Here is a 17520-nt window from a genome sequence, read left to right as displayed (position 1 = left end):
GGGGCCGCGGCTAGGGTCGGCTCGTGGGGATCACCGATCCGGACACCTACGTGCAAGGTGTCCCGTACGACGAGCTGGCGCGGCTGCGGCGCGCCGGCCCGGTGGTGCGCGTCGACGACTTCTGGGCCGTACTGGGCCACGCCGAGGTGCGGCGGGTGCTGCGCGACCCCGCGGTGTTCTCCTCCCAGCTCGGCGGGACGCAGATCCGCGACGCGGCCGACCTCGCCTACGTGCGCCGGATGATGCTGAACATGGACCCGCCGGAGCACGGCCGGCTGCGCGGGCTGCTCACCAAGGCGTTCACCCCGCGCGCGATCGCGAAACTGACGTCGCAGATCGAAGGCTGGGCGCGGGAGCTCGTCGCGGCGGTCGCCGATCGCGGGGAATGCGACTTCGCGCAGGTGGCCGCCGACCTGCCGCTGCGCACCCTGGCCGGGGTGTTCGGCGTGCCGGAACAGGACCGGCGGCTGATGTACGACTGGAGCAACCGGGTGATCGGCTACCAGGACGCCGAGTACGCGGTGAGCTCGACGGTTTCCGTTTCCGAGGTGAGCGAGCTCGCCCGGGCCGCGCTCGCCGTCCGCCCGGCGCCGGGGCCGGCCGGGTCGATGCCGGACCCGCGGACCCGCGCGGGCATGCCGGACCTCTACGCGTACGCGAACGCGCTCGGCGACTACAAGCGCCAGCACCCGGGCGACGACGTGATGAGCAACCTGATGCGGCACGTCGGCGACGACGGCGGCCGCGTCTCCCTCGCCGAGTTCGAGAACCTGTTCTGGCTGTTTTCCGTGGCGGGCAACGAAACCCTCCGCAACGGCCTGCCCGGCGGGCTGCTCGCGCTGCTCTCGCACCCCGCGGAGTACCGTCGGCTCCTGGCCGACCGATCGCTGCTGCCCTCGGCGGTCGAGGAGATGCTGCGCTGGTGGACGCCGGTCATGCACTTCCGGCGCACCGCCGTTTCCGACGTCCGGCTGTCCGATGTGGACATCCGCGCCGGGGACAAGGTGGTGGTCTGGTTCTCGTCGGCCAATCGGGATCCGGCGGTGTTCCCCGATCCGGACACCTTCGACATCGGCCGCACCCCGAACGACCACCTGACCTTCGGCCACGGCCCGCACTTCTGCCTCGGCGCGCACCTCGCGCGGGTGCAGCTGCGGGCGATGTTCGACGCGGTGCTCGACCAGTTCGGCTTCGTGGAACTCGCGGGCGAGCCGGTGCGGCTGCGGTCGAACTTCCAGAACGGCCTCAAGTCGCTGCCGATCCGGTGGGGCCGCTGATGGAGATCCGGGAACTGCGGGCGTTCGTCGCGGTCGTCGAGGCGGGCGCGATGTCGAAGGCGGCCCGCCGGCTGCACGTGAGCCAGCCGGCACTGTCCCAGACGATCACGGCGCTGGAACGGCGGCTCGGCGTCCGGCTGCTGGTGCGCACCAGCACCGGCGTCCAGGTCACCGACGCCGGGACGACGTTGCTCGGCGAGGCCCGCGCGGTGCTGGCCCGCCACGACCAGGCGCTCGCCGCGATGGCCCGGCACACCGCGGACGGCGTGCTGCGCGTCGGCGTCCCCCTGGAACTGCCGCCGGAGCTGCTGCCCTCGGCGCTCGCGCGGCTGCCGGACACGCGGGTGCAGGCCCGGCACCTGTCGTCGGTGGCCCAGGTGGCCGCGCTGCGGGCCGGCGAACTGGACGTCGGGCTGGTGCGCGAGCGGCCGCCCGGGCCCGACCTGGACGCGGCGCTCGTGGTGACCGAGGACGTCGGTGTCCTGCTGGCCGCGGACCTGGCGGAGAAGCTGGGCTCGCCGGTCCGGCTGGAGGACCTGGCCGGCCTGGAGTGGTTCGCCTTCCCGCGCGCGGGCAGCCCGGCCTGGTACGACGAGCTGGCCGCGATCCTGCGCAGCCACGGCCTCGACGTCGGGCCGGAGGTCCCGGAGGAGCAGCGGCTGATCATCGAGCTCAAGATCCCGGCGGTCAGCGCGGGCGGGGCGTACGCGTTCGCGCCACCCGCGTGGCCGTACCCGCTGCCGGACACCGTGCGCTGGGTGCCGCTGGCCGGGAACCCGATCGTCCGGCGGACCTGGGCGGTGTGGCCGGCGACGTCGCGCCGGCGGGACGTCGCCGAGTTCGTCGCGGCGCTGGAAGACCATCGGCGAAACGGATCGCGGGCATAAGGAGGGCCGAAGGCTCATTCGGAAGGGTTTCGCGGGCGGCCTCGCTTGAACTCTGCGACCGGGGAAACACCCCGGTTCCGAAGGAGTTGAGCATGACTGCGGTGACATCCGGGGCTTCGCCCCGGGCCGGGGGCTCCGCCACCCGGACCCCCGAAAGAGCTGCGGAACTGTCCGGGTCGACGGCCCTGGTGACCGGTGGGACGAGCGGCATCGGCCGGGCGACGGCGGTCGCGCTGGCCGGGCTGGGCGCGCACGTGGTGCTGTCCGGCCGGGACGCCGGGCGCGGCGCCGAGGCCGTCGAGACCATCCGCGCGGCGGGCGGCAAGGCCGACTTCGTCGCGGCGGACCTGAAGGACGCCGCGTCGGCGCGTGCCCTCGCGGGCCGGGCGCGTGAGGTGGGCGGGCCGATCGACGTGCTGGTCAACAACGCCGGCGTGTTCCCGACCGGGCCGACTTCGGGCTTCCCGGAGGCGGACTTCGACGCGGTCTTCACGACGAACGTCAAGGTTCCGTTCTACCTCGTCGCCGAGCTGGCGCCGGAAATGGCCGCGCGCGGCCACGGCGCGATCGTGAACGTGTCCACGATCGTCGCGACAGCCGGCATGGCGGGCATGGCGCCCTACGGCGCGTCGAAGGCGGCCATCGAGCTGATGACGAAGGCGTGGGCGGCGGAGTTCGGCCCGTCGGGCGTGCGGGTCAACGCGGTCAGCCCGGGCCCGACCCGCACGGAAGGCACGGCGGCGTTCGGCGACGGCCTGGACGAGCTGGCGGCGGCGGGCCCGGCCGGGCGAGTGGCGGCCCCGGAGGAGATCGCGGCGGCGATCGCGTTCCTGGCCGCGGGTGACGCGAGCTTCGTCCACGGCGCGGTGCTCCCGGTCGACGGCGGCCGGCTGGCGGTGTGACCCCGCGCGGGACGGCGTCACCGCAGGAAGGTGACGCCGTCCCGCGGTCGCTCGTCCACCGTCAGCGAGAACACGTCCGGCCGCGCGTAGTGCCCCGACACGTCGAGGCTGTGCCGCGCGGCCACGATCTCCTGAAGGTCGATCTCCGCCGTGATAAGGCCTTCCGCGTCACGCAGCGGGCCCGCCAGCACGTCCCCCAGCGGGCCGACGATCACGCTGCCGCCGCGGAACGGGTCGTCGCCCCCGGCCTCGTACGGGCACGCCGAAACCACGAAACAGCGGCCCTCGTCGGCGATGTGGCGCATCGACGCCTGCCAGACGTCGCGGTCGTCCGCCGTCGGGGCGCACCAGATTTCCACGCCCTTCGCGTACATCGCCGCCCGCAGCAACGGCATGTGGTTCTCCCAGCAGATCGCCGCGCCGGCCCGGCCCGCCGCCGTCGGGACCACCGGGAGCGTCGAACCGTCGCCGCGGCCCCAGAACACGCGTTCCCGCGCCGTCGGCACCAGCTTGCGGTGCTTGGCCACCAGCCCCAGCTCCGGGTCGAGGAACACCACCGTGCTGTACAGCGTGGAGCCGTCGCGCTCGATGACGCCCACCACCAGCGTCGCGCCGGTCCGGGAGGCGAGCCCGGCCAGCGCCGCCGTCTCGGGGCCCGGCACGGCCACCGCCGCGTGGAAGTACTCGACGAACGGCACACGCCCCGGATAACCACCGAGCACGGCCTCCGGCAGCACCACCAGGTCGGCGCCCCGGATCTCGTCCTCGAACGCCAGGATCCGCTCGAGCGGGACACCGGTCGCGAACTGCAGCGCGGCGACGACCGTCATCCGCGGACCGGCCACGGGACCACCGCCGACGTCCGCCGCTGGTAGTCCGCGTACTCCGGGTACCGGGACTTCGTGATGCTCTCGGTGAACCGCGTCGAGCCCACGAACAGCAGCGTCAGCAGGACCGCGCCGACGACCGTCCACTGCAGACCGCCGGCGACCACCCCGAACGCCGCGACCGCCCACCACTGCGCCTGCTCGAAGAAGAAGTTCGGGTGCCGCGAGTAGCGGAACAGCCCGGCCTGCAGGAACCGCGTCGGCGCCCGGCCCGCGTGCTTCTCGCGGTGGAACCGCCACTGCTGCTGGTCGGCGACCGTCTCCCCGACGAGGAAGGCGGCGAACACCACCGCGACGACGACGTCCGCGACCCCGAACCCGCCGGGGTGCTCCAGCGCGGTCAGCGCCGGGAGGGTGATCAGCAGCAGGATGGCGTTCTGGTACAGCGAGATGAAGAAGAAGTTGAACAGCTGGAACTGCCACGGCGCCATCCGCTCGCGCAGCACCGCCCACCGGTAGTCCTCGCCGCCGGGCGCGTACCCGCCCTTGCGGGCGAAGTTGAACGTCAGCCGGATTCCCCAGAGGGTGACCAGCACGAACATCACGTCGAGCCGGGTGTCGGCGAACCCGGCGGCGCCGGCGAAGATCCCCACGTAGGCCACCGGCACGATCGACCAGATCCGGTCCACCCAGGAGTACTCCCCGGTCAGCACCGAGACCAGCCAGGTGCCGAGCGTCACCCCGGCGAAGACGTAGAGGCACACCCGCAGCGCGTCCATGTGCTCACCTTAGGACCTAGGATCGGCGCCGTGCCGTACTCCTTCCTCAGCCACCTCGAGTGCTCCCGGACCGGCGAACGCCTCGACGCCGACACGGTCCAGGGGCTCTCCGCGGCGGGCGCGCCGCTGCTCGCGCGCTACGACCTCGACGGCGTCCGCGAAGCCGTGACGCCGAAGGAGATCGCCGGGCGCGAGCCGACGCTGTGGCGCTACCACGAGGTGCTGCCCGTGCGCTCGGCCGAGCACGTCGTCAGCCTCGGCGAAGGCATGACGCCGTTGCTGCGGCTCCCGCGCTACGGCCGCGAACTCGGGCTGTCGCGCCTGTGGATGAAGGACGAAGGCCTGATCCCGACCGGCACGTTCAAGGCCCGGGGCGCCGCGGTCGGCGTCTCGCGAGCGGCCGAGCTGGGCGTGCGCGGGATCGCGATGCCGACGAACGGCAACGCCGGCGCGGCGTGGGCGTTGTACGCGGCGCGCGCGGGGCTGTCGAGCCTGGTCGCGATGCCGGACGACGCCCCGGCGATCACCATGCGCGAGTGCGTCGCCGCCGGTGCCGAGCTGTACCGGGTGGACGGTCTCATCGGCGACGCGGGCAAGCTCGTCGCCGCGGCGGTTCAGCGGCGTGCAGGGGTCCAGGACGTCTCGACGCTGAAGGAGCCGTACCGCATCGAGGGCAAGAAGACGATGGGCTACGAGCTCGCCGAGCAATTCGGCTGGCGCCTGCCCGACGTCATCCTCTACCCCACCGGCGGCGGCGTCGGCATCATCGGGATCCACAAGGCGTTGCTGGAAATGCGGGAACTGGGCTGGGTTTCCGGCCCGCTGCCCCGGCTCGTCGCCGTCCAGGCCACCGGGTGCGCGCCAATCGTCTCGGCGTTTTCGCGCGGTGCGCGGGAAAGCACCCCGTTCCCGGACGCCCGGACGGTCGCCTTCGGCATCACCGTGCCCAAGGCGCTCGGCGACTTCCTCGTGCTCGACGCCGTGTACGCGACCGGCGGCACCGCGATCGCCGTCACCGACGAGGAACTGCTCGCGGCCCAACGGGAACTGGCCTCACGTGAAGGCACTTTCGTCTGCCCGGAGGGCGGCGCGTGCTTCGCCGCGCTGCGGCACCTGCGCGAGTCCGGGTGGCTCGAGGGCGACGAAGACGTCGTCGTGCTCAACACCGGCGCCGGGATCAAGTACCCGGAGACGGTGGCCCTGGACGTCCCGCTGCTCGCGAAGGGCGACGCGATTCCTTAAAGGACCGACCGCACGGTCTCGGGGTCGCGCGCGACGACCGCCGTGCCGTCGTCGGCCGTGATGATCGGCCGCTGGATCAGCTTGGGGTGCCCGGCCAGCGCGTCGATCCACTTCGGCCGGTCTTCGGGCGTGCGGCCCCAGGTCTTGAGGCCGAGTTCCTTCGCGACGGGCTCGGCGGTGCGCGTGATGTCCCACGGTTCGAGGCCGAGGCGCTCCAGGACGGCTTCGAGCTCGGCCGCCGTCGGCGGGTCCTCGAGGTAGCGGCGCACGGTGTACTCCGCGCCGGCCTCGTCGAGCATCGACACCGCGGACCGGCACTTCGAGCACGCCGGGTTGATCCAGATCTCCACGGCGGCAGCTTACCGCCCTGGTTTTGGAGCACGTGCTCTGTTACGGTCTCGGCATGCCCCGCCCCCGCGTCCACGACCTCGACGCGCTCCTCGACGTCGCCGAGCGGCTCATCGCCTCCTCGGCGGAGGTGACGGTGCGTGGCCTGGCCGCGGCCGCGGGCGTGCCGAACGGGACGATCTACCACGCGTTCGGGTCACTCAGCGCGCTGCGGGCCCGGGTCTGGCTGCGCGCGGCGACGGCCTTCCTCGACCTCCAGACCTCGCTCGTGGAGCAGGCTTCGTCGCCGGTGGAGGCGGTCGTCGCGGCGGCGGACACGCCCGCGGTGTTCGCGTCCCTGCGTCCCGAGGGGGCGCGGATGCTGCTGACGGTGCGGGGCGACCGGCTCTTCGGGCCCGAACTGCCCGGCGAGCTGGCGGAAGCCCTGCACGCGGTGGACAAACGCCTGGTCGCCCTGCTGGTCCGGCTCGGCCGCCGGCTGTGGGACCGCGGCGACGGCCTGGCGGTCGAGGTGATCACGACGTGCGTCGTCGACCTGCCGACGGCGTTCTTCCGGCGTGACATCACCGATCCCCTGGTGCGGGAAAGGCTGGCCGCCGCGGTGCGGGCGGCGCTGACCGTGCCCCCTCGAGAAAAGGACCGACCGTGACCGTTTCCGTGCTCGACCTGGGCGACGACGAAAACCGGTTCTCACCGGACTGGCTGCAGCGCGTCCATTCCTTTTTGGACGACATCGAGGGCGCCCTGGTGACCACCGGAGGCGGCAAGTTCTATTCGAACGGCCTCGACCTCGAATGGCTGACGGCCCACGGCGACCAGGCAGCCGGGTACGTCGCGGAGGTCCAGGAGCTGTTCGCGCGGGTACTGACATTGCCGGTCCCGACCGTCGCGGCGATCAACGGCCACGCGTTCGGCGCGGGCGCAATGCTGGCCATGGCCCACGACTTCCGCGTGATGCGCGGCGACCGGGGTTATTTCTGTTTCCCGGAGGCGGACATCAACATCCCGTTCACGCCGGGGATGGCGGCGCTGATCCAGGGCAAGCTGACCCCGTCGGCGGCGATCGCCTCGATGACGACGGGCCGGCGTTTCGGCGGCTCGGAGGCGGCGGAGATCGGGTTGGTGGACGAGGTCGCGGCCGAGGGCGAAGTGGTGAAGGTGGCACACGAACGAGCGCAGGCGCTGGCGGGCAAGGACCGCGGGACGCTGGGCGCGATCAAGGCGACGATGTTCGCGCCGGCGGTGGCGGCTCTGCGGGCGGGGTAGGCCTCCGGCCCCCGGTATCCAGCTTACCGGGGGCCACCGACAGTTCCGGGCCGGCGACGGACCGAGCGACGCCGACGAGGCGGGACGAACCCCCTGAGGTAGCGGCGGCGCAAGGGAAGCGATGAAGCGGCAGCCCGAGAGCAGGGCGGCGCAGGAAGCGCCTCGGGCGAGGCGGCGGCGTGGACAAGCGGCGCAGCCGCAATGCGGCGCGGACAAGCAGCGCCGCAGCGAGCGACCACCGCGGAGAGGCTGCATGATCCGCGGCTCACCGCTCTCCGCACACCTCGGCCACCTGGGCCAGCCGGCCCCGCAGATGGACCCGCTCCGGCTCGGTTCCCGCCAGCTCCAACGCCTCCCGGTAGGCCACCGCCGCTTCCTCGAGCCGCCCGAGCCGGCTCAGCAAATCGCCACGAGCCGCCGGGAACGGGCTATACGCGCGCAACCTCGGCTCCTCCGCCAGTCCCTCCAGCAACGCCAGTCCCGCCGCCGGGCCGTCGCGCATCGCCACCGCCACCGCGCGGTTCAGCTCCACCACCGGTGAGGGCGCCAGCCCGCGCAGCACGTCGTACAACGCCACGATCTGCGGCCAGTCCGTGCTCGCCACGTCCGCGGCCTCGTCGTGCAGGGCCGCGATCGCCGCCTGGACGCCGTACCAGCCCGGCGGGCCGCCGGTCAGCGCCACCACGACCAAGGCCGCGCCCTCGTCGATCAGCGGGCGGTCCCAGCGGGCGCGGTCCTGGTCGTCGAGGAGCACCAGGTCGCCGTCCGGGCCCGTCCGGGCGTCGTGGCGGGCGTGGATCAGCAGCATCAGCGCCAGCAGGCCCGCCACCTCCCGCTCCCCCGGCAGCAGCCGGCGCAGGATCCGCGCCAGGCGGATCGCCTCCTCCGCCAGGTCGAGCCGCTGCAGGTCCGGGCCGGAACTCGCCGCGTAGCCCTCGGTGAAGATCGAGTAGAGGACCTGCAGCACGCCCGGCAGCCGCCCGGGCAGCTCGGCGGCGTCCGGCACGCGGAACGGGATCCGCAGCGTGCGGATCCGGCTCTTCGCGCGCACGATCCGCTTGCCCATCGTCGCGCTCGGGACCAGGAACGCGCGCGCCACCTCCGAGGTCGTCAACCCGGCGAGGCAGCGCAACGTCAGGGCCGCGCGGTCCTCGGCCGGCAACGCCGGGTGGGCGCAGGTGAAGAACAGCTGGAGCCGCTCGTCGGGCAGGCCACCGTCGTCGGAGGGCGGGGCGGGCGCCGCGCGCTCGGCCTCGACCTGCAGCACCGCGAGCCGGGCCGCGTAGGCCTGGTCACGGCGCAGCCGGTCGACGGCCTTGCGCCGGGCCGTCGTCATCAGCCAGGCACCCGGGTTCGGCGGCACGCCCTCGGCCGGCCAGCGCACCAGCGCGGCCTCGATCGCCTCCGACGTCACCTCCTCGGCCAGGTCGAGGTCGCCGAACCGCCGCACGAGCGCGGCGAGCAGCAGCCCGCGCTCCTCCCGGAACACCGCCTCGACGGATGCCTCGGCCCGCCCCGCCACCGCCGTCAGTCCCCGTACGAAGCGAGCGGCCGGACGACGATGTGCCCGCCGCCGCGGGATCCCGGGCAGCGCGCCGCCCAGTCGAGGGCGACGTCGAGGTCCGGCACGTCGACGACGAAGTAGCCGCCCAGCACCTCACGGGACTCGGCGAACGGCCCGTCGGTGACGACCCGCTCGCCGTGGTCGTCGACCCGGACGGTGGTGGCCGTGGTGAAGTCGGCGAGCGAGTTCCCGGAGACGTAGACCCCCGAGTCCTTGATGGTCTTGTCGAACAGCTGCCAGTCCTCGACCGTGCAGCCGCCCATGGCCTCGCCGTCCGCGTCGAGCGAGGCGTTGATCAGCATCAGGTACTTCACGGGATCCTCCAGTGGCTCGGTTGCCGTACGCGGTGACTACGAACGGCCGACGCCGCCTTGGACACCCTCGCCGAAGATTTTCTCATGTCAAGAAAGTTTGACACGATGTCTGGTTTATTTTACCTTGACGAGGTGACCCACGAAGAGAAGCGCGCCTGGATCCTCGGCATCGCCGCGATAGTGAGCTACGCGGCGTACCTGGTGGTGGTCCTCGGCCGGGCCGGCGGACGACCACTGGCCGAAGTCCCCTACGTCGCGACGCTGCTCTGGACGGTCGGCGCGTCCATCGTCGCGACGATCGTGCTGAGCATCGTCGCCGCGTTGGTTTCGGGAGACGGCGGTAAAGACCAGCGCGACCGCGAGATCGGCCGGTTCGGCGAGTACGCCGGCCATTCGTTCGTCGTCATCGGTGCCGTCGCGGCCCTGCTCCTGGCGATGGCCGAGGCGCCGCACTTCTGGATCGCCAACGCCGTCTACCTGGCGTTCACGCTCTCGGCGATCCTCGGGTCGATCGCCCGGATCTTCGCTTACCACCGGGGTTTCCAGCCGTGGTGAAGCCGACCCGCGTCACGAACTCGCTCCGCGCCCTCCGGTTCGCGCACGGCCGGCTGACCCAGGCCGAGCTCGCCACCCGGCTCGGCGTCACCCGCCAGACCGTCATCGCGATCGAGCAGGGCCGGTATTCGCCGTCGCTCGAGATGGCCTTCCAGATCGCGCACGTGTTCGGAGTTCCGCTCGAAGAAGTGTTCCAGTACCCGGAGGAGACGTCGTGAAAGCCATCGTCCAAGACCGCTACGGCAGCCCGGATGTCCTCGCACTGCGCGAGGCCGGCAGACCATCGCCCGCGGCCGGCGAGGTCCTCGTGCGCGTGCACGCGGCCGGCGTCGACGCGGGCGTCTGGCACCTGACCACCGGGCAGCCGTACCTGCTGCGCCTGCTGGGTTTCGGGTTGCGCCGGCCCAAGCAGCCGGTGCGGGGCCTCGACTTCGCCGGCACGGTCGAGGAGATCGGCGACGGTGTCACGCGGGTCCGGCCCGGTGACGAGGTGTTCGGCGTCTGCGAGGGCGCGTTCGCCGAGCACGCCATCGCGAAGCAGGACCTCGTCGCGGCGAAGCCCGAACGCGTCTCGTTCGAGGAGGCGGCGGCCGTCCTCGTCTCCGGCGGTACCGCCCTGCAGGCCCTGCGCGACGTGGGCCGCGTCCGGCCAGGGCACCGCGTCCTGGTCATCGGTGCGGCCGGCGGCGTCGGGTCCTTCGCGGTGCAACTGGCCAAGGCCTTCGGCGCGGACGTCACGGGGGTGTGCAGCACCGCCAAGACGGACCTCGTCCGCGGGCTCGGCGCCGGGCACGTCGTGGACTACACGCGCGAGGACTTCGCGGCCCGGCGGTACGACCTGATCCTGGACACCGCAGGCCTGCGTTCGCTGACCGACCTGCGCCGGGCGCTGACCCCGCGCGGCACGCTGGTGATCGTCGGCGGCGAAGGCGGCAAGTGGCTCGGCGGCATCCAGCGCGTCTTCCGGGCGGCGCTGCTGAACCCGTTCGTGCGGCACCGGTTGTGCGGGCTGGTCGCCCGGGTTCGGGCCGCGGACCTCGAGACCCTGCGCGAAATGATCGAGACCGGACAGCTCACGCCTGCCCTCGACCGGACCTACCCCCTCGCGGACGCCGCCGCCGCGGTCGGCCACCTCCGCGCCGGACGCGCGGCGGGCAAGGTCGTCCTCATCCCCTGAGGCCGCGATCCTCCGGCCTCCCGGCCCGGTCGTCACCACCGTGCCGAACAACCCCGGGCGGCGCGGCGCCCAGCCATCGCCGGCGTCCCTTCACAGCGTCAGCGGAAGGCGCCGGCGTGCGCCTCGGCCCACTGGGCGAAGGTCCGCGCCGGCCGCCCGGTCACCTCCGGCACCGTCGGGTACACCGTCGCCTCGTCCAAGGTGCCCTCGACGTAGAAGTTCCAGAACGCGTCGACGTACTCGCGAGGCATCCCCGCCTCGAGCTCCACGCGCGTCTCGTCGTTCGACAGTCCCACGAACCGGAGATCCCGTCCCAGCACCGAAGCCAGCGCCGAAACCTGCTCCACCGGCCGCATCGCCACCGGGCCGGTCAGGTCGTGCACACGCCCTTCGTGCCCGCCGGCCAGCGCCGCCACCGCCACCGCCGCGATGTCCGCCGGATCGATGCACGCCACCGGGACGTCCGGGAACTGGACGCGGACCGTGTCGCCCGAACGCAGCTGCGGCAGCCAGCGCAGGGCGTTCGACATGAACGCGCGCGGCCGCAGGAACGTCCAGTCCAGGCCCGATTCCCGCACCGCGCGCTCGGACAGCGTCATGTAGCGGGAGACCGCGTTGTCCAGGTCTTCCAGCGCCGCCGATCCGCCGGACAGCAGCACGACCCGCCGCACGCCCGCGTCCCGCAGCACGCCGGACGCGTCGTCGTACCCGGACAACAGGAAGACGCCTTCGACACCCTTGAGAGCGTCCGTGAGGCTGCCGGGCGAGCCGAGGTCGCCCACCGCGGCCTCCACCCCGTCCGGCAGCGTGACGTCCGGCCGGCGCACCAGCGCCCGGACCGGGGCCCCCGCCGCCGCGAGTGCCGAAACCACTTCCGCGCCGACGTTGCCGGTGGCGCCGGTGACCAGGAACATCGCTCAACCCCCCGAGAGCCGTTCCGGCCAGCGTAGCGCCACCGGTCGCCCTCAGTCCTGCGCCGGCAGCTCGTCGAACTCGACGACCTGGCGGATCTCCACCTCGATCTCCTGGTCGAACAGCTCGACGTACCGCTTGGCGAACTCGACGGCCTCGGCCCGGTCCGCCGCGTTGATCAGCGCGAACCCGCCGATGACCTCCTTGGCCTCGGCGAACGGCCCGTCGGTGACGCGGATCGCCGCGCCGCGGGGCTTGCGGACCAGCGAGCCCTTCTCCGTCGGGTGGACGCCCTCCGCGGTGATCAGGATGCCCTTCTCCGCCGACTCCTGGATGAACCCGCCCATCTTCTCGATGAACTCCTGGCTGGGGTTCCACGACTGCGGGTCGCGCTCGTCGACGCGGTGCATCATGAGGAAACGCATGGCTTGCTCCCTGGTGTCTTTTCGGCCGGGGTCCGGTTGTCTTCCGGACTCGCTGACCGGCCTTCACCCCCGCGTCGAACGCACCGGTCCGGCGTTCGACATTTCCCCGGGGAGATTTTTCCGGCAGAGTACCTGTGAGCTGCATCACCGGAGGAAGGTGTCCGATGTCCGTCCTGCTCGCGATCGGCACGCGCAAGGGTCTGTGGCTGGCCACCAGCACCGACGACCGGGCGACGTGGGAGGTCACCGGCCCGCACCACCCGATGACCGAGGTGTACGCGGTCGGCATCGACACGCGCCGCGCCACGCCGCGGCTGCTCGCCGGGGTCACCAGCGAGCACTTCGGGCCGAGCGTCGCGACCAGCGACGACCTGGGCGCGACCTGGGCCGAACCCGACCACGCGCCGATCGCGTTCCCGGCGGACACCGGCGAATCCCTGGCCAGGGCGTGGCAGCTCGCACCGGGTCCGGCGGGCGAGCCGGACGTCGTCTACGCCGGCACCGAGCCGTCCGCCCTCTTCCGCTCCACCGACGGCGGCCGCACCTACGAACTCGTCCGCGGCCTGTGGGACCACCCGCACCGCGAGCACTGGACGCCCGGGGGCGGCGGCAAGGCCATCCACACCGTCCTCCCGCACCCCACCGACCCCCGCCGCGTCACCGTGGCGATGTCCACCGGCGGCGTCTACCGCACCGAGGACGGTGGCGAGTCCTGGGCAGCGAGCAACACCGGCATCAAGGCGGTGCACGTGCCCGACCCGTACCCCGAATACGGCCAGTGCGTGCACAAGGTCGCGCGGCACCCGGCCGAGCCGGACCGCCTGTTCGCGCAGGTCCACCACGGCGTCTACCGCAGCGACGACGCGGGCGCGACCTGGCAGTCGATCGCCGACGGCCTGCCCAGCGATTTCGGCTTCCCGATCGTCGTCCACCCGAACCGGCCCGAGGTCGTCTACACGTTCCCGCTGGTCGCCGACGCGATGCGGTTCCCGCCGGAGGGCCGGTGCCGGGTGTACCGCAGCGAGGACGCCGGCAAGTCGTGGGAGGCGCTGGGGGCAGGCCTGCCGGACGGGTACTGGGCCGGCGTCATGCGGGACGCGATGTGCACCGACGACGCCGACCCGGCCGGGGTGTACTTCGGTTCGCGGACCGGCGACGTCTACGCCAGCCGCGACGACGGCGACAGCTGGCAGCTCGTCGCGGCGCACCTGCCCGACGTGCTGAGCGTCCGCGCCGCGAGGGTGTGAACCGTGCGGATCACCGTGCTGCTGCCCGGGACGCTGCGGGAAAAGGCCGGCGGCGAGTCCCGGCTCGACGTCGAGGTCGCCGGGCCGGCCACGCTGGCCGGCCTGCTCGACGCGCTCGCCGAGCGGTACCCGGCGCTCGAGCGGCGGCTGCGCGACGAGCAGGCGGGGCTGCGCCGGTACGTCAACTTCTACGTCGACGGCGAGGAGTGCCGCCACCGCGGCGGCACCGCGACGGTGCTGCGCGAAGACGCCGAGGTGCAGATCATCCCGTCGGTCGCGGGAGGCTGAGCTCGTCGAACAGCGCGGCGGCCCGGTCGGCCGTCGCGGCCGCCCGGCGTCCGGTGCTGAGCAGCGCCAGGACGACGAGACCGGCCCCGAGCCCGGCGACCAGCCACCACACGCCGTGTCCCGCGCCCGAGAGCGCCACGCCCAGGGTGGTGCCGGTCTGCCGGCCGGCCGACGCCAGCGACGCCGCCACCCCGGCCATCGACCCCGGCATCCCGGAGACGGCGGTGTTGGTGATCGGCGGGTTCACCGTGCCGAGGAACAGGCCGAACAGCAGGAAGGTCGCGAGCACGACGGGCAGCGGCGTCGCCGGGCCCAGCCCCGCCGAGACGGCGCCGCCCGCGGCGAGTGCGACACCGGCGACGACCAGCGGCCACCGCGGGCCGCGCGCGCCGACGAACCGTCCGGTCCGCGGCGACAGGACCAGGACGAGCACGCCGACCGGCAGCAGGCACAGGCCCGCCGCCAACGGGGTCATGCCCCGGACGTCCTGGAGGTACTGCGTCGTCGAGAACAGGAAGACGCCGAACCCGCAGAGCGCGAACAACGCCATGACGATCGCCGCGCTGAAGGACACGCTGCGGAACAAGCGCAGCTCGAGCAGCGGGTCGGCGCGGCGCGGCTCGTAGGCGAGGATGCCCGGCACGCCGAGCCCGGCGAGCGCGAGCAGGCCGAGGAGCCACGGTGACGTCCAGCCCAGCCGGTGCGACTCGATGAGGGCGGCGACGACGCTGCCGAGCACCACCAGCACGAAGCCCTGCCCCACGGGGTCGAAGCGGCGGGGCCGCGGCGCGCGCGACTCGGGCACGAACAACGTCGTGGCGACGAGCGCGGCGGCGATGATCGGGACGTTGACCCAGAACACGGCCCGCCAGCCGAAGCCGTCGACGAGCATGCCGCCGAGGATCGGCCCGAGCGCCAGCGCCAGGCCGGACATCGAGCCGAACACGCCGATGGCGCGGGCGCGCTCGGCCGGGGCGGGGAAGGTGGTGGCGACGATGGCCATCGCGACCGGGTTGAGCATGGTGCCGCCGGCCGCCTGCAGCGCGCGGGCCGCGATCAGCCAGCCGATGCCGGGGGCCAGGCTGCACAGCAGCGACCCGAGGCCGAAGACGGCCAGGCCGCACTGGAAGACGCGCTTGCGGCCGAACCGGTCGGCGGCCGAACCACCGAGCACGAGGAAAGCCGCCAGGACCAGCGTGTAGGCGTCGACGGTCCACTGCAGGCCGGAGACGGACGCGCCCAGGTCACGGCGGATCGAGGGCAGCGCGACTGTGACGATGGAGATGTCCATCACCACGACGACGATGCTGGCGCAGCAGATCGCGAGCACGAGACCCGGGCGGCTTGCGGTCGGAACGTTCATGCGATCGACGCTAGGATTTAGAGCGTGCTCGAAGTCAAATCGCCGATCCCCGCGGAGGGCCTGACCATCGCGGACGCGGCCCGCCGCACCGGGGTAAGCGCGCACACGCTGCGCTACTACGAACGGGCGGGCCTGGTGGTCACCCGCGTCGACCGCACGAGCGGCGGCCGCCGCCGCTACCGGCAGCTGGACCTGGACTGGATCAAGATCTGCACCAAACTCCGGGCGACGGGCATGCCGATCAAGACGATCCGCCGCTACGCGGACCTGGTCGCCGCCGGCCGCGGCAACGAGCCGGAACGCCTGGCGCTGCTGGAGGAGCACCGCGCCGACGTGCTGGCGAGGCTGGCGGAGCTCCAGGAGAACCTGGTCCTGATCGACCGCAAGATCGGCGTGTACCGGGGTCGCCTGGAGGCCGGCGACGCGGACGGCCTATGGGCCCCGGCCCAGCCGCACTGACCTCGCCCGTCGCTACCATTCGGCGGCCCCACCGTTCCCCGGCCAGGAGACCCATGCCCCAGCCAGCGCTCGCCGACGCCCCCGAGCCGGACGTCACCGCGCCGATCCCGCGGGTTGCCGAACGCCGCTCGGCCGGGTGGCCGGCGGTCGTCGGGTGGTGGCTCTTCGCCGCCCTGCCCGCCGGGCTGGCGCTGCTGGCCGCGGTGCGGGCGCCGCGGATGCACGTGCTGCTCGATTACTGGCACGTCTTCGCCAAGATCACCGACGACACCGGCCACCTGCTGCTCGGCCAGGTCTTCACCTACCACGTCGACCAGCCGTTCGTCGTGCCCTCGCTGCTCTTCTACGCCGACGCGGCGTGGTTCGGCGGCGACAACCGCGTGCTGACCGTGCTGACGGTCGGTCTGCTCGCGATCGCCGTGCTCGCGCTGCGCACGATGCTGCCCGCGCACCCCGCCCGCGGCGCGCTGACGGCCGCCATCTCGTGGCTGCTGTTCACCTCGCACGCCGCCGAACTCTGGTTGCAGGGCACCAACGGCATCAGCTGGGTGCCCGCCGTGACCGCGGGCACGATCGCCGTCGCCTGCGCTCACCGCGGGCGTCTGGCCGGCGCGTCCGCGGCCGCCGTCGTGGGGTGCCTCTGCTTCGGCGCCGCACTGCCGATCTGGTTCGTGCTCGCCTTCGTCGCCTGGCTGCGCGGGGAATCCCGGCTCCGGGTCGCGATCCCCGCCGTGGCCGGCGTGGCCGTCCTCGGCGCGTGGTGGCTCACCAAGCCCGCCGGGACGCAGTCGGGCGCGACGGCGGCCTTCGACCCCGACGGGCGCCTGTCCGTCTTCGCCGCCGCGGTCGGCGGGCTGTGGTCGGTCGACGTCGCCGTCGTCGCGGTCATCGCCGGCGGGCTCACGATCGCGCTGCTCGGCCTGCTGCTGCGCCGGACGATCACCACCCGGCCGGCCGGCGACGCGGGCTGGGCCGGTCTCGCGCTCTACGCCTTCACGCTGGCAGCGATGCTCGCGCTCGGCCGCACGACGGCGAACGTGCCCGGCGGCAACGTCGGGCTCATCAGCCGGTACGTCCTGGTCGCGGCGCTGGCGACGATCGCGCTGACGGTGCTGGCCGGCCTGCACCGTCCACAGTGGCCACACCGCTACGTCGTCGCGGCCGTCGTCACCCTGGCGCTGGTGACGCACGCGATCGGCGGCGGCAAGGCCGACCAGGTCCGCCGCAGCTACGCGCCGCTCAGCCTGTCCGCGGTCGCGCTGCGCGTCGACGCCCCCGCGGCACTGGCGGCGCTGCACATCCAGCGCGCCGCCGGCCCCGCGGCCCGCGCGCTGCGGGCCTACCCGTTCACCGGCGATTTCACCCTGGGCTGCCACGGTCCCGAACTCGGCGACCACGTCGACCCGAGCACGGCCCAGCCGGTGCGCGGAGCGCTCGACGCTCCGGCCACCGACCCCGGCGCGGTCATCACCGGCTGGGTGGCCTTCGAAGGCACGCAGCCGGACTGCGTGCTCGTCACCGACCCGGCCGGCACGGTGACCGGCGGCGGCAGCGCGGGCCTGCCGCTCACCACCGGCCAGGCCGCCGCATCGGGCGCGACGGCCTGGCAGGCGACGGCGGGTCCCACGAACGGGCCGCTCACCGTGCTCGCGGTCCGCGACGGGCACCTCTACCGGATCGGCTGACGC

The 17520-nt window shown here is 73.2% G+C and carries 21 protein-coding genes; 13 read left to right on the top strand and 8 right to left on the bottom strand.

Annotated features, from left to right (window positions below; genetic code table 11):
* The first annotated feature begins 23 nt into the window (after nt 1-23).
* The 3 genes from ACFVYA_RS11915 to ACFVYA_RS11905 all read left to right on the top strand — a co-directional run bounded on the left by ACFVYA_RS11915 (nt 24) and on the right by ACFVYA_RS11905 (nt 3066).
* On the top strand, nt 24-1277 hold the full coding sequence (locus ACFVYA_RS11915; protein ID WP_387044652.1) for a cytochrome P450: 1254 nt from the start codon (nt 24-26) through the stop codon (nt 1275-1277).
* The gene (locus ACFVYA_RS11910) at nt 1277-2164 is read left to right on the top strand and encodes a LysR family transcriptional regulator (RefSeq protein WP_387044651.1); all 888 of its coding nucleotides are present in this window, start codon (nt 1277-1279) and stop codon (nt 2162-2164) included. The genes ACFVYA_RS11915 and ACFVYA_RS11910 overlap by 1 nt, the downstream gene beginning before the upstream one ends.
* Nucleotides 2165-2256: 92 nt before the next feature.
* Nucleotides 2257-3066, top strand: a complete 810-nt coding sequence (locus tag ACFVYA_RS11905) for an SDR family NAD(P)-dependent oxidoreductase (RefSeq protein WP_387044650.1) — start codon at nt 2257-2259, stop codon at nt 3064-3066.
* 17 nt (nt 3067-3083) lie between these two features.
* On the opposite strand, the gene ACFVYA_RS11900 is transcribed toward ACFVYA_RS11905, so the two are convergent.
* Entirely contained in the window at nt 3084-3911 is an 828-nt protein-coding gene (locus ACFVYA_RS11900; protein WP_387044649.1) for a carbon-nitrogen hydrolase family protein, read from the bottom strand.
* On the bottom strand, nt 3893-4672 hold the full coding sequence (locus ACFVYA_RS11895; protein WP_387044648.1) for a DUF1295 domain-containing protein: 780 nt from the start codon (nt 4670-4672) through the stop codon (nt 3893-3895). Before ACFVYA_RS11895 ends, ACFVYA_RS11900 begins: the two co-directional genes overlap by 19 nt.
* Before the next feature lie 30 nt (nt 4673-4702).
* On the opposite strand from ACFVYA_RS11895, the gene ACFVYA_RS11890 reads away from it, so the two are divergent.
* Nucleotides 4703-5914, top strand: coding sequence for a threonine synthase (locus tag ACFVYA_RS11890; RefSeq protein ID WP_387044647.1), 1212 nt, complete (start codon nt 4703-4705; stop codon nt 5912-5914).
* Here ACFVYA_RS11890 and ACFVYA_RS11885 read toward each other — a convergent pair.
* The gene (locus ACFVYA_RS11885; protein WP_285989301.1) at nt 5911-6264 is read right to left on the bottom strand and encodes an arsenate reductase family protein; all 354 of its coding nucleotides are present in this window, start codon (nt 6262-6264) and stop codon (nt 5911-5913) included. The two genes, ACFVYA_RS11890 and ACFVYA_RS11885, sit on opposite strands and share 4 nt — an antisense overlap.
* 53 nt (nt 6265-6317) lie before the next feature.
* On the opposite strand from ACFVYA_RS11885, the gene ACFVYA_RS11880 reads away from it, so the two are divergent.
* Entirely contained in the window at nt 6318-6911 is a 594-nt protein-coding gene (locus ACFVYA_RS11880; protein ID WP_387044646.1) for a TetR/AcrR family transcriptional regulator, read from the top strand.
* Nucleotides 6908-7528, top strand: a complete 621-nt coding sequence (locus ACFVYA_RS11875) for an enoyl-CoA hydratase/isomerase family protein (protein WP_387044645.1) — start codon at nt 6908-6910, stop codon at nt 7526-7528. The genes ACFVYA_RS11880 and ACFVYA_RS11875 overlap by 4 nt, the downstream gene beginning before the upstream one ends.
* A gap of 265 nt (nt 7529-7793) precedes the next feature.
* Here ACFVYA_RS11875 and ACFVYA_RS11870 read toward each other — a convergent pair whose 3' ends face one another.
* Together ACFVYA_RS11870 and ACFVYA_RS11865 are read right to left on the bottom strand one after the other, a co-directional pair.
* Nucleotides 7794-9050 (bottom strand): RNA polymerase sigma factor, encoded by a 1257-nt coding sequence (locus ACFVYA_RS11870; RefSeq protein WP_387044644.1) that lies wholly within the window; start codon nt 9048-9050, stop codon nt 7794-7796.
* A gap of 5 nt (nt 9051-9055) precedes the next feature.
* Nucleotides 9056-9406: a YciI family protein gene (locus ACFVYA_RS11865; RefSeq protein WP_285989297.1), complete on the bottom strand. Its 351-nt coding sequence runs from the start codon at nt 9404-9406 to the stop codon at nt 9056-9058.
* Between the two features lie 105 nt (nt 9407-9511).
* On the opposite strand from ACFVYA_RS11865, the gene ACFVYA_RS11860 reads away from it, so the two are divergent.
* The 3 genes from ACFVYA_RS11860 to ACFVYA_RS11850 are packed head-to-tail and all read left to right on the top strand — an operon-like array spanning nt 9512 to nt 11138.
* Complete coding sequence (locus tag ACFVYA_RS11860; RefSeq protein ID WP_387044643.1) at nt 9512-9961, top strand: hypothetical protein; 450 nt, start codon at nt 9512-9514, stop codon at nt 9959-9961.
* Entirely contained in the window at nt 9955-10179 is a 225-nt protein-coding gene (locus tag ACFVYA_RS11855; RefSeq protein WP_285989295.1) for a helix-turn-helix transcriptional regulator, read from the top strand. The genes ACFVYA_RS11860 and ACFVYA_RS11855 overlap by 7 nt, the downstream gene beginning before the upstream one ends.
* Complete coding sequence (locus ACFVYA_RS11850; protein ID WP_387044642.1) at nt 10176-11138, top strand: NAD(P)-dependent alcohol dehydrogenase; 963 nt, start codon at nt 10176-10178, stop codon at nt 11136-11138. Before ACFVYA_RS11855 ends, ACFVYA_RS11850 begins: the two co-directional genes overlap by 4 nt.
* Nucleotides 11139-11236: 98 nt before the next feature.
* Here the strand turns inward: ACFVYA_RS11850 and ACFVYA_RS11845 are convergent, their stop codons facing one another.
* Together ACFVYA_RS11845 and ACFVYA_RS11840 are read right to left on the bottom strand one after the other, a co-directional pair.
* Nucleotides 11237-12052, bottom strand: a complete 816-nt coding sequence (locus ACFVYA_RS11845; RefSeq protein ID WP_387044641.1) for an NAD(P)H-binding protein — start codon at nt 12050-12052, stop codon at nt 11237-11239.
* Nucleotides 12053-12103: 51 nt separating this feature from the next.
* A complete protein-coding gene (locus tag ACFVYA_RS11840; protein WP_285989292.1) occupies nt 12104-12475 on the bottom strand; it encodes a YciI family protein in 372 nt (123 codons plus the stop codon).
* Nucleotides 12476-12639: 164 nt separating this feature from the next.
* On the opposite strand from ACFVYA_RS11840, the gene ACFVYA_RS11835 reads away from it, so the two are divergent.
* Together ACFVYA_RS11835 and ACFVYA_RS11830 are read left to right on the top strand one after the other, a co-directional pair.
* Nucleotides 12640-13722 carry an exo-alpha-sialidase gene (locus ACFVYA_RS11835; RefSeq protein WP_387044640.1) on the top strand — a complete coding sequence of 361 codons (1083 nt, stop codon included), beginning with the start codon at nt 12640-12642 and terminating at the stop codon, nt 13720-13722.
* Between the two features lie 3 nt (nt 13723-13725).
* Nucleotides 13726-14010 carry a ubiquitin-like small modifier protein 1 gene (locus ACFVYA_RS11830; RefSeq protein ID WP_387044639.1) on the top strand — a complete coding sequence of 95 codons (285 nt, stop codon included), beginning with the start codon at nt 13726-13728 and terminating at the stop codon, nt 14008-14010.
* Here ACFVYA_RS11830 and ACFVYA_RS11825 read toward each other — a convergent pair.
* Entirely contained in the window at nt 13985-15373 is a 1389-nt protein-coding gene (locus ACFVYA_RS11825) for an MFS transporter (protein WP_387044638.1), read from the bottom strand. The two genes, ACFVYA_RS11830 and ACFVYA_RS11825, sit on opposite strands and share 26 nt — an antisense overlap.
* A gap of 24 nt (nt 15374-15397) precedes the next feature.
* Between ACFVYA_RS11825 and ACFVYA_RS11820 the strand changes: the two genes are divergently transcribed.
* Nucleotides 15398-15832, top strand: coding sequence for a MerR family transcriptional regulator (locus ACFVYA_RS11820; protein WP_285989288.1), 435 nt, complete (start codon nt 15398-15400; stop codon nt 15830-15832).
* A gap of 53 nt (nt 15833-15885) precedes the next feature.
* Complete coding sequence (locus tag ACFVYA_RS11815; RefSeq protein ID WP_387044637.1) at nt 15886-17517, top strand: DUF2079 domain-containing protein; 1632 nt, start codon at nt 15886-15888, stop codon at nt 17515-17517.
* The last annotated feature ends 3 nt before the right edge of the window (nt 17518-17520 follow it).

This window comes from Amycolatopsis sp. NPDC058278 (assembly GCF_042881395.1).
In the GTDB taxonomy this organism is placed as follows: Bacteria; Actinomycetota; Actinomycetes; order Mycobacteriales; family Pseudonocardiaceae; genus Amycolatopsis.
Note: the sequence above shows the minus strand (reverse complement) of the source record. Positions and strands in the feature narration are given on the sequence as shown.

Excerpts from the sequence above, each read along its gene's own strand:
- ACFVYA_RS11845 (WP_387044641.1), bottom strand. The coding sequence starts at position 12,052 with ATGTTCCTGGTCACCGGCGCCACCGGCAACGTCGGCGCGGAAGTGGTT.
- ACFVYA_RS11815 (WP_387044637.1), top strand. The coding sequence starts at position 15,886 with ATGCCCCAGCCAGCGCTCGCCGACGCCCCCGAGCCGGACGTCACCGCG.
- ACFVYA_RS11860 (WP_387044643.1), top strand. The coding sequence starts at position 9,512 with ATGTCTGGTTTATTTTACCTTGACGAGGTGACCCACGAAGAGAAGCGC.
- ACFVYA_RS11840 (WP_285989292.1), bottom strand. The coding sequence starts at position 12,475 with ATGCGTTTCCTCATGATGCACCGCGTCGACGAGCGCGACCCGCAGTCG.
- ACFVYA_RS11910 (WP_387044651.1), top strand. The coding sequence starts at position 1,277 with ATGGAGATCCGGGAACTGCGGGCGTTCGTCGCGGTCGTCGAGGCGGGC.
- ACFVYA_RS11880 (WP_387044646.1), top strand. The coding sequence starts at position 6,318 with ATGCCCCGCCCCCGCGTCCACGACCTCGACGCGCTCCTCGACGTCGCC.
- ACFVYA_RS11835 (WP_387044640.1), top strand. The coding sequence starts at position 12,640 with ATGTCCGTCCTGCTCGCGATCGGCACGCGCAAGGGTCTGTGGCTGGCC.
- ACFVYA_RS11825 (WP_387044638.1), bottom strand. The coding sequence starts at position 15,373 with ATGAACGTTCCGACCGCAAGCCGCCCGGGTCTCGTGCTCGCGATCTGC.
- ACFVYA_RS11905 (WP_387044650.1), top strand. The coding sequence starts at position 2,257 with ATGACTGCGGTGACATCCGGGGCTTCGCCCCGGGCCGGGGGCTCCGCC.
- ACFVYA_RS11895 (WP_387044648.1), bottom strand. The coding sequence starts at position 4,672 with ATGGACGCGCTGCGGGTGTGCCTCTACGTCTTCGCCGGGGTGACGCTC.